Annotated in this window: 11 protein-coding genes and 1 pseudogene; 8 read left to right on the top strand and 4 right to left on the bottom strand. The window is 61.8% G+C overall.

Annotation, left to right across the window (positions count from 1 at the left end):
- The 6 genes from AC1DRN_RS28940 to AC1DRN_RS28915 form a co-directional block, all read left to right on the top strand.
- On the top strand, positions 1 to 863 hold an 863-nt coding region (locus tag AC1DRN_RS28940), incomplete at its 5' end, for a carbon-nitrogen hydrolase family protein (protein WP_477786882.1).
- Between the two features lie 137 nt (positions 864 to 1,000).
- Positions 1,001 to 2,665 carry an AMP-binding protein gene (locus AC1DRN_RS28935; RefSeq protein ID WP_457265980.1) on the top strand — a complete coding sequence of 555 codons (1,665 nt, stop codon included), beginning with the start codon at positions 1,001 to 1,003 and terminating at the stop codon, positions 2,663 to 2,665.
- 16 nt (positions 2,666 to 2,681) lie between these two features.
- A complete protein-coding gene (locus tag AC1DRN_RS28930; RefSeq protein WP_223463890.1) occupies positions 2,682 to 3,443 on the top strand; it encodes an SDR family NAD(P)-dependent oxidoreductase in 762 nt (253 codons plus the stop codon).
- 12 nt (positions 3,444 to 3,455) lie between these two features.
- Positions 3,456 to 4,649 carry an acetyl-CoA C-acyltransferase gene (locus AC1DRN_RS28925; RefSeq protein ID WP_457265981.1) on the top strand — a complete coding sequence of 398 codons (1,194 nt, stop codon included), beginning with the start codon at positions 3,456 to 3,458 and terminating at the stop codon, positions 4,647 to 4,649.
- Between the two features lie 141 nt (positions 4,650 to 4,790).
- Complete coding sequence (locus AC1DRN_RS28920) at positions 4,791 to 5,918, top strand: acyl-CoA dehydrogenase (protein ID WP_457265982.1); 1,128 nt, start codon at positions 4,791 to 4,793, stop codon at positions 5,916 to 5,918.
- A gap of 13 nt (positions 5,919 to 5,931) precedes the next feature.
- On the top strand, positions 5,932 to 6,705 hold the full coding sequence (locus AC1DRN_RS28915) for an enoyl-CoA hydratase (RefSeq protein WP_057714717.1): 774 nt from the start codon (positions 5,932 to 5,934) through the stop codon (positions 6,703 to 6,705).
- A 72-nt stretch (positions 6,706 to 6,777) separates the two neighbouring features.
- Here the strand turns inward: AC1DRN_RS28915 and AC1DRN_RS28910 are convergent.
- The 4 genes and pseudogenes from AC1DRN_RS28910 to AC1DRN_RS28895 all read right to left on the bottom strand — a co-directional run.
- Positions 6,778 to 6,855 (bottom strand): annotated as a pseudogene (locus AC1DRN_RS28910) (outer membrane lipoprotein carrier protein LolA); the annotation flags it as partial.
- A gap of 27 nt (positions 6,856 to 6,882) precedes the next feature.
- On the bottom strand, positions 6,883 to 8,034 hold the full coding sequence (locus AC1DRN_RS28905; protein WP_108217480.1) for an acyl-CoA dehydrogenase family protein: 1,152 nt from the start codon (positions 8,032 to 8,034) through the stop codon (positions 6,883 to 6,885).
- A gap of 3 nt (positions 8,035 to 8,037) precedes the next feature.
- On the bottom strand, positions 8,038 to 9,144 hold the full coding sequence (locus AC1DRN_RS28900) for an enoyl-CoA hydratase/isomerase family protein (RefSeq protein ID WP_223463893.1): 1,107 nt from the start codon (positions 9,142 to 9,144) through the stop codon (positions 8,038 to 8,040).
- A gap of 164 nt (positions 9,145 to 9,308) precedes the next feature.
- Positions 9,309 to 10,202 carry a LysR family transcriptional regulator gene (locus tag AC1DRN_RS28895; RefSeq protein WP_223463894.1) on the bottom strand — a complete coding sequence of 298 codons (894 nt, stop codon included), beginning with the start codon at positions 10,200 to 10,202 and terminating at the stop codon, positions 9,309 to 9,311.
- A 101-nt stretch (positions 10,203 to 10,303) separates the two neighbouring features.
- Here AC1DRN_RS28895 and AC1DRN_RS28890 point away from each other — a divergent pair, with 101 nt between their 5' ends.
- Both AC1DRN_RS28890 and speB read left to right on the top strand, forming a co-directional pair.
- Entirely contained in the window at positions 10,304 to 11,395 is a 1,092-nt protein-coding gene (locus AC1DRN_RS28890) for a polyamine ABC transporter substrate-binding protein (RefSeq protein WP_223463895.1), read from the top strand.
- Positions 11,396 to 11,415: 20 nt separating this feature from the next.
- Positions 11,416 to 12,375: an agmatinase gene (speB, locus tag AC1DRN_RS28885; protein WP_457265983.1), complete on the top strand. Its 960-nt coding sequence runs from the start codon at positions 11,416 to 11,418 to the stop codon at positions 12,373 to 12,375.
- Positions 12,376 to 12,980: the final 605 nt, after the last annotated feature.

The raw sequence follows: 12,980 nt of genomic DNA, 5'->3' as shown, positions 1-12,980 counted from the left end.
CCCTGGAACTGATCCTGTCCTATGAAAACGCGATCATCGAATCCGGCGCCGGGTTGGTGGTGATGCCCGAAGCGCTGCTGGGTGGTTATCCCAAAGGCGAGGGCTTTGGCACGCAGCTGGGCTATCGCCTGCCGGAAGGGCGCGAAGCCTTTGCCCGCTATTTCGCCAATGCCATTGACGTGCCCGGTGTCGAAACCGAGGCGCTGGTGGGGCTGTCCGCACGCACGGGGGCCAATCTGGTGATCGGCGTGATCGAGCGCGCCGGCAGCACCTTGTACTGCACCGCGCTGTACTTCGATCCGCAGGCCGGGCTGCTGGCCAAACACCGCAAGCTGATGCCCACCGGTACCGAACGGCTGATCTGGGGCAAGGGCGATGGCTCGACCTTGCCGGTGATCGACAGCCAGGTCGGGCGCGTCGGCGCGGTGGTGTGCTGGGAAAACATGATGCCGCTGCTGCGCACGGCGATGTACGCCAAGGGCGTGGAGGTATGGTGCGCGCCGACCGTGGACGAACGGGAGATGTGGCAAGTCAGCATGCGCCACATTGCCCATGAGGGGCGTTGCTTCGTGGTCAGCGCCTGCCAGGTCCAGGCATCGCCGCAAGCCCAGGGCCTGGACATCGCCAACTGGCCGGCGGATCGGCCGTTGATTGCCGGCGGCAGCGTGATCGTCGGTCCCATGGGCGACATCCTCGCCGGACCTCTGCGCGACAGCGCCGGTCTGCTCACTGCACAAATCGACACCGACGACCTGGTACGCGCCCGTTATGACTTTGACGTGGTCGGCCACTACGCCCGCCCGGATGTGTTCGAGCTGACCGTGGACGAGCGCGCCAAACCCGGGGTGCACTTCATCGCTTGATGCCCTGCGGGCTTTGGCCAAAGCAGTCAGACAACTTGATAGCTTTGACCATTGCCCGGCACCCCGCGCAGAGCGAGTATTTCCCTGTTGATTACGGTTCCCCCCAACCTAATAAAAAACACAGAGGGATTCTGGCAATGCGCGATTACTTGTCTGCTACTTCTCAGTTCAATTATCAGCACACCGTCGATGCCGCACTCGCAGGCAATCTGACGGCCCTCAACGCCTGTGTCGAATGCTGTGACCGGCATGCCTTGCCGGGTCGCATCGCGCTGTTCTGGGAAGGCCGCGACGGCAGCAGCGCGGCTTACACCTTCACCGAACTGCAGGACAAGGCCGCGCGTTTCGCCAATTTCATGCAGGCCCAGGGCGTGAAGAAAGGCGACAAGGTGGCCGGCCTGTTGCCACGCAATATCGAATTGTTGATCACCGTGTTCGCCACCTGGCGCATCGGCGCGGTGTATCAACCGCTGTTTACCGCGTTCGGTCCCAAAGCCATCGAGCACCGTCTGAGCTGCTCTGGCGCCAAAGTGGTGGTCACCGATGGGGTGAACCGGCCGAAACTGGCCGAAGTCGCCGATTGCCCGACCACGGTGACCGTCACCGGCCCCAAAGGGCAGGGCCTGGTTCGCGGCGATTTCAGTTTCTGGGCCGAACTGGCCAACTATTCCGCCGACTGTGAACCGGTGCTGCTGACCGGGGAAGATCCGTTCCTGCTGATGTTCACCTCGGGCACCACCGGCCCGTCGAAAGCACTGTCGGTGCCGCTCAAGGCCATCGTTGCGTTCCAGAGCTACACCCGCGATGCGGTGGATCTGCGCCCGGAAGACGCGTTCTGGAACGTCGCCGATCCGGGTTGGGCCTACGGCATTTATTTCGGTGTCACGGGCCCCATGTCCATGGGGCACCCGATCACCTTTTACGACGGCCCGTTCACCCTCGAAAGCACCTGCCGGGTGATCAACAAATACGGGATTACCAACCTCACCGGTTCGCCGACGGCCTACCGTTTGCTGATTGCCGGCGGCGATGAATTCGCCAAATCGATCAAGGGCAAGCTGCGCATAGTCAGCAGCGCCGGCGAGCCGCTGAACCCGGAAGTGATCCGCTGGTTCGCCGATAACCTCGACGTGGTCATCCACGACCACTACGGCCAGACCGAACTGGGCATGGTGCTGTGCAACCACCACGGCCTTGAGCATCCGATTCACATGGGCGCCGCCGGATTTGCCTCGCCGGGCCACCGTATCGTGGTACTGGATGACGAATACCAGGAACTGGGCGTTGGCCAGCCGGGCATCCTGGCCATCGACCGCAGCCAATCGCCGATGTGCTGGTTCGCCGGCTACGAAGGCGGGCCGACCAAGGCCTTTGTCGGTAACTATTACCTGAGTGGCGACACCGTCGAGTGGAACCCGGACGGCAGCATCAGCTTCGTCGGTCGCAGCGATGACGTGATCACCACCTCCGGCTACCGGGTCGGTCCGTTCGACGTGGAAAGTGCCCTGATCGAACACCCGGCCGTAGTCGAGGCCGCCGTGGTCGGCAAACCCGATCCGGAGCGCACCGAACTGGTCAAGGCCTTCGTCGTGCTCAGTCCGCAATACCGCGCCGCCCCCGAGTTGGCCGAAGAGCTGCGTCAGCACGTGCGCAAGCGTCTGGCGGCGCACTCGTACCCCCGTGAAATCGAATTTGTCAGCGAATTGCCGAAAACCCCAAGCGGCAAATTGCAGCGCTTTATCTTGCGCAACCAGGAAATCGCCAAGGCTCAAGAGGCCGCGGCGAAGAACGTTCCAGCTTGAATCCAGGGAAACAATGATGCAGATCGAGAACAAGATTTTTATCGTCACCGGTGGCGCTTCCGGCCTCGGTGCAGCTACTGCCGAGGTGTTGGTTGCCGCTGGCGCGAAAGTGATGCTGGTGGACATGAACGCCGAAGCCGTTGCAGCCCAGGCCCAGCGCCTTGGCGCGCACAGCGTGGTGGCGGACATCAGCAACGAAGCGGCGGCCGAAGCGGCCGTGCAGGCGACGGTCAAGGCCTTCGGCGGCCTCAATGGTCTGGTCAACTGCGCCGGCATCGTGCGTGGCGAGAAGATTCTCGGCAAGAACGGTCCACACGCGCTGGACAGTTTCAGCCAGGTGATCAACGTTAACCTGATCGGCAGTTTCAACATGCTGCGCCTCGCGGCAGCGGCGATTGCCGAGACCGAAGCGGATGCCGATGGCGAGCGCGGCGTGATCATCAACACCGCTTCTGCGGCGGCTTACGACGGCCAGATTGGCCAGGCGGCTTACTCGGCGTCCAAGGGCGCGATTGTCAGCCTCACCTTGCCGGCGGCCCGAGAACTGGCGCGCTTCGGCATCCGTGTCATGACGATCGCCCCCGGCATCTTCGAAACGCCGATGATGGCTGGCATGACCCAGGAAGTCCGCGATTCCCTGGCCGCCGGCGTGCCGTTCCCGCCACGCCTGGGCAAACCGGCCGAGTACGCAGGGCTGGTCAGGCATATCATTGAAAACAGCATGCTCAATGGCGAGGTGATCCGTCTCGACGGTGCCTTGCGCATGGCCGCCAAATAAGGAGGATTTGTCATGACAATGTCCAATGATCCGATTGTAATCGTCAGCGCCGTCCGTACCCCGATGGGTGGTTTTCAGGGCGATCTGAAAAGCCTGACGGCGCCGCAACTTGGCGCTGCAGCCATCAAGGCTGCGGTTGAACGCGCCGGGGTCGCCAGTGATTCCATCGACGAAGTGCTGTTCGGCTGCGTACTGCCTGCGGGGCAGGGCCAGGCGCCCGCGCGTCAAGCGGCGCTGGGTGCGGGGCTGGATAAATCGACCCGCTGCACCACCCTGAACAAGATGTGCGGTTCGGGCATGGAAGCGACGATCCTGGCCCACGACATGTTGGTGGCGGGCAGTGCCGACATCGTGGTCGCCGGTGGCATGGAAAGCATGTCCAACGCGCCCTACCTGCTGGACCGTGCCCGTGCCGGCTACCGCATGGGCCATGGCCGGGTGCAGGACTCGATGTTCCTCGACGGCCTCGAAGACGCCTACGACAAGGGCCGCCTGATGGGCACCTTCGCCGAAGACTGCGCCGAAACCAACAGCTTCAGCCGTGAAGCCCAGGACGCGTTCGCCATCGCCTCGACCACCCGCGCCCAACAGGCGATCAAGGACGGCAGCTTCAAGGCCGAAATCGTCCCGCTCACCGTGACAGTTGGCAAAGAGCAAGTGGTGATCAGCAATGATGAGCAGCCGCCAAAAGCCAAACTGGACAAGATCGCTTCGCTGAAGCCGGCGTTTCGTGAAGGCGGTACGGTGACGGCGGCCAACTCCAGTTCGATCTCCGACGGTGCGGCCGCGCTGGTGCTGATGCGCCAGTCCCAGGCACAGAAGCAAGGCCTGAAACCCTTGGCGGTGATTCATGGCCACGCCGCGTTCGCCGACACCCCGGGTCTGTTTCCAGTGGCGCCAATTGGCGCAATCAAGAAGTTGATGAAGAAAACCGGCTGGTCGCTCAATGACGTCGATCTGGTGGAAGTCAACGAAGCCTTCGCCGTGGTCGGCATGGCGGCGATGACTCATCTGGAAATCCCCCACGAGAAACTCAACGTGCACGGCGGCGCTTGCGCCCTCGGTCACCCGATCGGGGCGTCCGGTGCGCGGATTCTGGTGACCCTGCTTTCGGCCCTGCGCCAGAAAGGCTTGAAGCGCGGCGTTGCGGCGATTTGCATCGGCGGCGGTGAAGCGACGGCCATGGCCGTGGAATGCCTCTACTGACTACGCAGTCCCTTGTAGGAGCGAGCCTGCTCGCGATGGGCGTTAACGATGACGCGGGGTGCCTGGAGGAACGCGGTGCCCTGACGTTCTTCGCGAGCAGGCTCGCTCCTACAGGGGGCAATTAAACTTCAAGGATTCACCATGATCCCCAATGACGATCAAACACAAATCCGCGACATGGCCCGGGACTTTGCCCAGGAACGGCTGAAACCCTTCGCCGCCGAGTGGGACCGCGAGCATCGCTTTCCCAAGGAAGCCATCGGCGAGATGGCCGCGCTGGGCTTCTTCGGCATGCTGGTGCCGGAGCAGTGGGGCGGATGCGACACCGGTTACCTGGCCTACGCCATGGCCCTGGAAGAAATCGCTGCCGGCGATGGCGCCTGCTCGACCATCATGAGCGTGCACAACTCCGTGGGTTGTGTGCCGATCCTCAAGTACGGCAACGACGATCAGAAGGAGCGCTTCCTCAAACCGCTGGCCAGCGGTGCGATGCTCGGCGCGTTCGCCCTGACCGAACCCCAGGCTGGTTCCGACGCCAGTGGCCTGAAAACCCGTGCGCGCCTGGAAGGCGATCACTACGTGCTCAACGGCTGCAAGCAGTTCATCACCTCCGGGCAGAATGCCGGGGTGGTGATCGTGTTTGCCGTGACAGATCCGAGCGCTGGCAAGCGTGGCATCAGCGCGTTTATCGTGCCGACCGATTCGCCGGGCTACACCGTTGCGCGGGTCGAAGACAAACTCGGTCAGCATGCGTCCGACACCTGCCAGATTCTCTTCGAAAACGTGAAGGTGCCGGTGGCCAACCGTTTGGGCGAGGAGGGCGAAGGCTACAGGATTGCCCTGGCCAACCTTGAAGGCGGTCGCGTCGGCATCGCTTCGCAATCGGTGGGCATGGCCCGCGCTGCTTTCGAAGCAGCTCGTGACTACGCCCGTGAGCGTGAGAGTTTCGGCAAGCCAATCATCGAGCACCAGGCCGTGGCGTTCCGCCTGGCGGACATGGCGACCCAGATCGCCGTGGCGCGGCAAATGGTGCATTACGCCGCCGCCCTGCGTGACAGTGGCAAACCGGCTTTGGTCGAGGCTTCGATGGCCAAGTTGTTCGCCTCGGAAATGGCCGAGAAGGTATGCTCCTCGGCGCTGCAAACCCTCGGCGGTTATGGTTACCTCAACGACTTCCCGCTGGAGCGGATCTACCGCGACGTGCGGGTCTGCCAGATCTACGAAGGCACCAGCGATATTCAGCGCATGGTCATTTCGCGCAATTTATAAGAAGGAGTCCCCTGTGAGCTATGAAACGATTTTGCTGGAAACCCACGGCCGCGTGGGCCTGATTACCCTCAACCGGCCACAAGCGCTGAACGCGTTGAACGCACAGATCGTCAGCGAACTGAACCAGGCCCTCGATGGCTTCGAGGCTGACTCGAACATCGGCTGCATCGTCCTGACCGGATCGAAAAAAGCCTTCGCCGCCGGTGCCGATATCAAGGAAATGGCCGAGCTGACCTATCCGCAGATCTACATCGACGACCTGTTCAGCGACAGCGACCGCGTGGCCAACCGCCGCAAGCCGATCATCGCGGCGGTCAACGGTTTCGCCCTGGGTGGCGGCTGTGAGCTGGCGCTGATGTGCGACTTCATTCTGGCCGGCGACAACGCCAGATTCGGCCAGCCGGAAATCAACCTCGGCGTGCTGCCGGGCATGGGCGGCACCCAGCGCCTGACCCGTGCGGTGGGCAAGGCCAAGGCCATGGAAATGTGCCTGAGCGGCCGCTTGATCGATGCCGTGGAAGCGGAGCGTTGCGGGATTGTCGCGCGTATCGTGCCGAGCGATGAGTTGCTGGATGAAGCGCTGAAAGTCGCGGCATTGATCGCCAAGAAGTCGCTGCCGATTGCGATGATGGTCAAGGAAAGCGTCAACCGTGCCTTTGAAGTGAGCCTGGCCGAAGGCGTGCGCTTTGAGCGTCGAGTGTTCCATGCGGCGTTTGCGACGCAGGATCAGAAGGAAGGGATGGCGGCGTTTATTGCCAAGCGCGAGGCTGAGTTCCAAGGCAAGTGATGCGGCGTTACTGCTGACGCTATCGCGAGCARGCTCGCTCCCACATTGGATCTCAGTGTTTACACGATCCCTTGTAGGAGCGAGCCTGCTCGCGAAAAACCTGAGGGCACCGGGTTGATTCAGGTGCCCCGCGTCATCGTTGACCTCCATCGCGAGCGAGCTCGCTCCTACAGGGCTTCACACCAGATAGTTCTTCAGTTCGCGGGCAATCACCATCCGCTGAATCTCGCTGGACCCTTCGTAGATCTGCGTGATCCGCGCATCCCGGTAGTACTTCTCCACCGGATAGTCTTCCAGGTACCCATACCCGCCATGAATCTGAATGGCGGACGAGCAGACCTTTTCCGCCATTTCCGAAGCAAACAGCTTGGCCTGTGAGGCCTCCGACAGGCAGGGTTTGCCGGCCGTGCGCAGGCGCGCGGCGTGCAGGATCATCAGTCGCGCCGCGTTGAGTTGCATGTGCATGTCGGCCAGCAAATTGGCGATGCTCTGGTGTTCATTGATCGTCTTGCCAAACTGTACCCGATCACGGGAGTAGGCCAGCGCCGCTTCGAACGCCGCGCGAGCGATGCCGAGTGCTTGAGCTGCGATGCCGATTCGCCCGCCTTCGAGGTTGGACAAGGCGATGGCCAGACCCTTGCCGCGTTCGCCCAGCAGATTGGCTTCGGGAATGGTGCAGTCGTTCAGGGTCACCGCGCAGGTGTCGGAAGCACGGATGCCCATCTTGTGTTCGGTGCGATCGACGATAAAACCGGCGGTGTCGGTGGGTACCAGGAACGCCGAGATGCCACGCTTGCCCAGGTCCGGATCGGTCACGGCAAATACAATTGCGAGCTTGGCGCGCTTGCCGTTGCTGACGAATTGCTTGGCGCCGTTGATCACCCACTGGCCGTCGCGCAGTTCGGCACGGGTGCGCAGGTTGTGTGCCTCGGAACCGGCCTGGGGTTCGGTCAGGCAGAAGCAGCCGATAACCTTTCCGCTGGCCAGGTCCGCCAGCCAGGTCTGTTTCTGTTCTTCGCTGCCGTAGTTGAGTACCGGCCCGCAGCCCACGGAGTTGTGGATGCTCATGAAAGCGCCGGTAGCACCGTCGCCGGCGGAAATCTCTTCTACCGCCAGGGCGTAGGCGACGTAGTCGACATAGGTGCCACCCCATTCCTCGGGCACAACCATGCCCAACAAGCCGAGTTCGCCCATCTTCGCCACCAGACCGTCGTCGATCCAGCCGGCCTTTTCCCAGGCCTGGGCATGGGGCGCGATTTCGCCGCGGGCAAAATCCCGGGCCATGTCGCGGATCATGACTTGTTCTTCGCTCAATTCGATATCGTGCATGGCTCAGCTCTCGCTCTGGTCAAACCCGCTGAAGAAGCTCGCCACGTGTTCGGCGTCCAGCGCCTGGAGGGTGGGCGGGTTCCAACGGGGTGTCTTGTCTTTGTCGATCAGCAAGGCGCGCACGCCTTCGATCAGGTCGCCGCGCTCGAACCACTGGCGGTCCAGATGCAGCTCAAGGGCGAAGCATTGTTCAAGGGGCAGCTCGCGTCCGCGACGGAGCATTTCCAGGGTCACGGCCATGGCCAGCGGCGAGCGGGTTTCCAGCAGGTTGGCGGTGGTGACGGCCCACTCATGGCTGTCGGCGACCGTGACCTGACGCAGTTGCTCCACAATACTCGGCACATCGGGTAGGGCGAAGAAGTGGTCGATGGCCGGGCGCAAAGTCGCCAGTGGCGCATCAGGCAGTTGCTGCACCGCGAATTTCGCCAACAGGCCTTGCAGGTCCTTGAGCGGCGTGTCGTGCCATTCGAGCTGGTCAAGTTTCTCGTCCAGGGCGCCCAGTTTGTCGCTTTCCAGGTACCAGTCCGCCAGCCCGCAATACAGCGCATCGGCGGCGCGAATCTGTGCGCCGCTGACGCCGAGGTAAATTCCCAGTTCACCGGGAATGCGCGCCAGGAAGTAGCTGCCGCCGACGTCGGGGAAGTAGCCAATGCCGACTTCCGGCATCGCCAGACGGCTTTTTTCAGTAACCACGCGCAAGTCTGCGCCTTGCACCAGGCCCATACCGCCGCCGAGGACAAAACCGTCCATCAGGGCCAGCACCGGTTTGCGGTAATGGTGGATCGCGAGGTCGAGGGCGTATTCCTCGACGAAGAAATCTTCGTGCAGGGTGTCGCCGCTTTTGAAACTGTCATACAGCGAGCGTATGTCGCCGCCGGCGCAGAAGGCTTTTTCCCCGGCACCGCGCAGGACCACGGCATGCACTCGCGAATCCTGGGCCCAGGCGTCGAGCTGGCGGTGCAGGCTGCGCACCATGTCCAGGGTCAGGGCGTTGAGGCCGGCGGGGCGGTTGAGGGTCAGGTGACCAATGTGGTTGCGAACCTCGGCCAGCACTTCGTTTTGCATGGCCTCCATGGGCAGCGCCCCCTTCGATGAAACCTGAGCAGTCATCACTAACTCCCTGCTTTTATTGTTCTTTATCGAGATGCTCGCGCGCGAGCGATGACGGATCGTATCAGTGCAAATTTGCCTTGTACAACCCGGATAAGTGCAGGTTATCTGTGCATTTTTGCATGTCTGTGTCCGGTACTGTTACAGCGTAGACCACGACGTATTCAGGCAAACGCCGCGAGCAGGTCCTCTTCGAATGCCTTCTGCGCATCGCCGGCCACCTGTGCCCGGTGCCGGGCCAGATGAAACGCGACATCGAAACTCATGTCGCCGCGACGCACGGCCCTGAGCAGACCTTTGTCTTCCCAGCCACGGGCAAAGTGGCTGGGCAAATAACCCACATGCTTGCCGGAAAGGATGAAGGCGAGGGTGCCTTCGACCTGTTCGGAGCGCGCCGAACACCGCTTGCCCTGAAAGGGTTCGTCACTGCGCAGGAAACGGTAGGGGTGATCGACCCGGTCGCTGGCCTGCAGGTCCTGATCGATCGGGTTCGTGTTGGTGAACAGTGGATGGCCGGGGGCGCAATACAGGTGCTGGGTTTCAATGAACAGTTCGCGGTAGTCAAACGCACTTTGTACTTGCGAGAAGTAGCCGATGGCCAGGTCCAGCCGCTGTTGCAGCAGCAGGCGTTCCATCTCGCCGGGCATGGCGCTGATCAGCTCGATACGCACCGACTCGTCCCGCTCACGGAAGCGCCGGATTGCTTCGGCCACCCGTTGCAGCACCGATTGATCCAGGGCTTCGGACAGGCCCAGACGCACTTCGCCGATCAGGCGTCCGGCCACGCCGTTGGATTGATGACGGAAGGCTTCGATGGACTCGAACAGTCCACGGGTGGCGCTGAGCAATTGCTCGCCCTTGGGAGTGATCTTGAATCCGCCCTTGCCGCGACTGCACAAGCGATAGCCAAGGCGGGTTTCCAGTTTGGCCATTTGCTGGCTGATGCTCGACTGGCTCAACCCCAACTCGCCCTGGGCTGCGCTGAAGCCGCCGCACTCCACCACGCTGACGAACAGCCGCAATAATTGCAGATCCAGATCATGCAGTTGGCCGAGCATCAAACATTACTCCGTCATAAAGTCAGGTTAATTAACTTGATATTTTACCAATGTATCCAACGACGCATCCTGCAACCACTTCCTCTGGTCAGGTGTTCGTCATGGCTCCCATGTTCAAGCTGTGTTTACCCGCGCTGTTGCTCGTCGTTGCCGCTTCGGCCCAGGCCGAGGACAAGGTGGTCAATCTGTACAGTTGGGCCGATTACGTCGCCCCCGAAACCCTGCAACGGTTCGAGCAGGAGACGGGCATCCATGTGCGCTACGACACCTTCGATGCGCCGGAGATACTGGAAACCAAGCTGCTCACCGGTGGCAGCGGGTACGACGTGGTCGTCCCGTCGTCCAGTGTACTGGCGCGCGGCCTGGCGGCAGGTGCGCTCAAGGCCATCCCCCATGAGGGCCTGAAGGGCTACGCCAATCTTGATCCCGACCTGTTGGAAAAGATGGCCGCGGTCGATCCCGGTAATCGCTATGGCGTGCCCTATACCTGGGGCACCCTGGGGCTCGGGATGAATGTCGAGGAGGTGAACAAACGCCTGCCGAATGTACCGCTCAACAGCCTGGACCTGCTGTTCAAACCGGAATACGCCAGCAAGCTGAAGGACTGTGGCATCGCGGTCATTGATTCACCACAGGAAGTGATCGGCCTGGCCTTGCATTATCTGGGCAAGGATCCGTACAGCACCGACAAGATTGATCTCGACGCGGCCCAAACGTTATTGCATCAGTTGCAACCCTCGGTGCTTTACGTCGCCAGCGGGCGGCAGATCAACGATCTGGCCAATGGCAGCATCTGCCTTGCGCTGACCTACAACGGTGACGCCAGCATGGCCGCCGACCAGGCACGCAAGGCCAACAAGCCCTATGAAATCGCCTACCGGATTCCCAGGGAAGGCACCATCGTGTGGCAGGACAACCTGGCGATCCCCAAGGACGCGCCACACCCCGAGGCTGCCCGCCAGTTCATCGAATTCATGTTGCGCCCCGAGTCCGTCGCGGCGCTGACCAACACGCTATTTTTTGCCACCGCCAACCAGGCCGCCACGCCGCTGGTGGATGAGGCAGTGCGCACAGATCCGGACATTTACCCACCCGCCGATGTGCGTGACCGGCTTTACGCCGACCGCAGCATGAGCCTCAAGGACATGCGCCAGCGCACCCGCTTGTGGACCACTTTCCGTAGCCGCCAATAAGAAAAGAGAAGGAGCCTTCAATGGACGTTCCGATGCAGAACGATCAAGCTATCACCCGTGACAGCCTTTACGGCACGGCCGCCGAAAGTACCTACGGTGGCATCACCAGTTTCATGCGCCGGCGCTACAGCCGCGACTTGCGCGGGGTCGATGTGGCGGTCAGTGGTGTGCCGTTCGATACGGCCACCAGCAACCGCCCCGGCGCACGCTTCGGACCACGTGGCATTCGTGCGGCCTCGACCGGAATTGCCTGGGAACGGCACTGGCCATGGACCTTCGACCCGTTCGATCACCTGGCGGTGATCGACTACGGCGATTGCGACTTCGATTTCGGCTCGCCGCAGTCGACACCGGAATGCATCGAGGCCCACGCTGAACGCATCCTCAATGCCGGCACGGCGATGCTGACTTTTGGTGGCGACCATTTCATCACCTATCCGCTGCTCAAGGCCCATGCCCGCAAGCACGGGGCGTTGTCGCTGATCCACTTCGACGCCCACAGCGACACCTGGCCGGACGAAGAGGGCAAGCGCATCGATCACGGCACCATGTTCTGGCACGCGGCCAGGGAAGGGCTGGTGGACCCGTCACGCTCGGTACAAATCGGCTTGCGCACCACCAACGATGATCATCAAGGCTTTCAAGTGCTCGACGCGCGGCAGGTGCATCGCCGTGGCTGCGAAGCGATTGTCGAGGCTATTCGCGCGCGGGTCGGCGACAACCCGGTGTACTTGACCTTCGACATCGACTGCCTCGATCCGGCCTTCGCTCCGGGCACCGGAACACCGGTGTGCGGCGGCTTGAGCACGGTGCAGGCGCTGGAAATTCTCGGCGGACTGCGCGGGATCAATCTGGTGGGCATGGACGTGGTGGAAGTGGCGCCGGCCTATGACAGCGCAGAGATCACGTCACTGGCGGCGGCGACGCTGGCGATGGAGATGCTGTGTCTGTATGCGGCCAGGCACAAGGTCGATATGTAGTACACAAACCCTGTGGGAGCGAGCTTGCTCGCGATGGCGGTCTTGCATTCAACATCTCTGTTGGCTGGCATGGCCTCATCGCGAGCAAGCTCGCTCCCACAGGTTTGATGGGTGTCAGGCYACCGGAATCATTGGCAGGTCGAGGACCTGACCACCGCTGARCCGTGCTGGCAATGGAGATGCTGTGTCTGTATACGGCCAAACATAAGGTCGATATGTAGTACACAAACCCTGTGGGAGCGAGCTTGCTCGCGATGGCRGTCTTGCATTCAACATCTCTGTTGGCTGGCAGGGCTTCATCGCGAGCAAGCTCGCTCCCACAGKTTTGATGGGTGTCAGGCCACCGGAATCATTGGCAGGTCGAGGACCTGASCACCGCTGARCCGTGCTGGCAATGGAGATGCTGTGTCTGTATACGGCCAAACACAAGGTCGATATGTAGTACACAAACCCTGTGGGAGCGAGCTTGCTCGCGATGGCAGTCTTGCATTCAACATCTCTGTTGGCTGGCAGGGCTTCATCGCGAGCAAGCTCGCTCCCACAGTTTTGATGGGTGTCAGGCCACCGGAATCATTGGCAGGTCGAGGACCTGACCACCGCTGAAC

Source organism: Pseudomonas sp. P5_B3 (assembly GCF_056400405.1).
The sequence above is the reverse complement of the archived record's forward strand: the minus strand, read 5'-3'. Positions and strand labels throughout refer to the sequence as shown.

What these genes read in the sequence shown, in the direction of transcription:
- AC1DRN_RS28935 (WP_457265980.1), top strand. Translation starts at nt 1,001, where the DNA reads ATGCGCGATTACTTGTCTGCTACTTCTCAGTTCAATTATCAGCACACC.
- AC1DRN_RS28890 (WP_223463895.1), top strand. Translation starts at nt 10,304, where the DNA reads ATGGCTCCCATGTTCAAGCTGTGTTTACCCGCGCTGTTGCTCGTCGTT.
- AC1DRN_RS28900 (WP_223463893.1), bottom strand. Translation starts at nt 9,144, where the DNA reads ATGACTGCTCAGGTTTCATCGAAGGGGGCGCTGCCCATGGAGGCCATG.
- speB (WP_457265983.1), top strand. Translation starts at nt 11,416, where the DNA reads ATGGACGTTCCGATGCAGAACGATCAAGCTATCACCCGTGACAGCCTT.
- AC1DRN_RS28895 (WP_223463894.1), bottom strand. Translation starts at nt 10,202, where the DNA reads ATGCTCGGCCAACTGCATGATCTGGATCTGCAATTATTGCGGCTGTTC.
- AC1DRN_RS28930 (WP_223463890.1), top strand. Translation starts at nt 2,682, where the DNA reads ATGCAGATCGAGAACAAGATTTTTATCGTCACCGGTGGCGCTTCCGGC.
- AC1DRN_RS28905 (WP_108217480.1), bottom strand. Translation starts at nt 8,034, where the DNA reads ATGCACGATATCGAATTGAGCGAAGAACAAGTCATGATCCGCGACATG.
- AC1DRN_RS28920 (WP_457265982.1), top strand. Translation starts at nt 4,791, where the DNA reads ATGATCCCCAATGACGATCAAACACAAATCCGCGACATGGCCCGGGAC.
- AC1DRN_RS28925 (WP_457265981.1), top strand. Translation starts at nt 3,456, where the DNA reads ATGACAATGTCCAATGATCCGATTGTAATCGTCAGCGCCGTCCGTACC.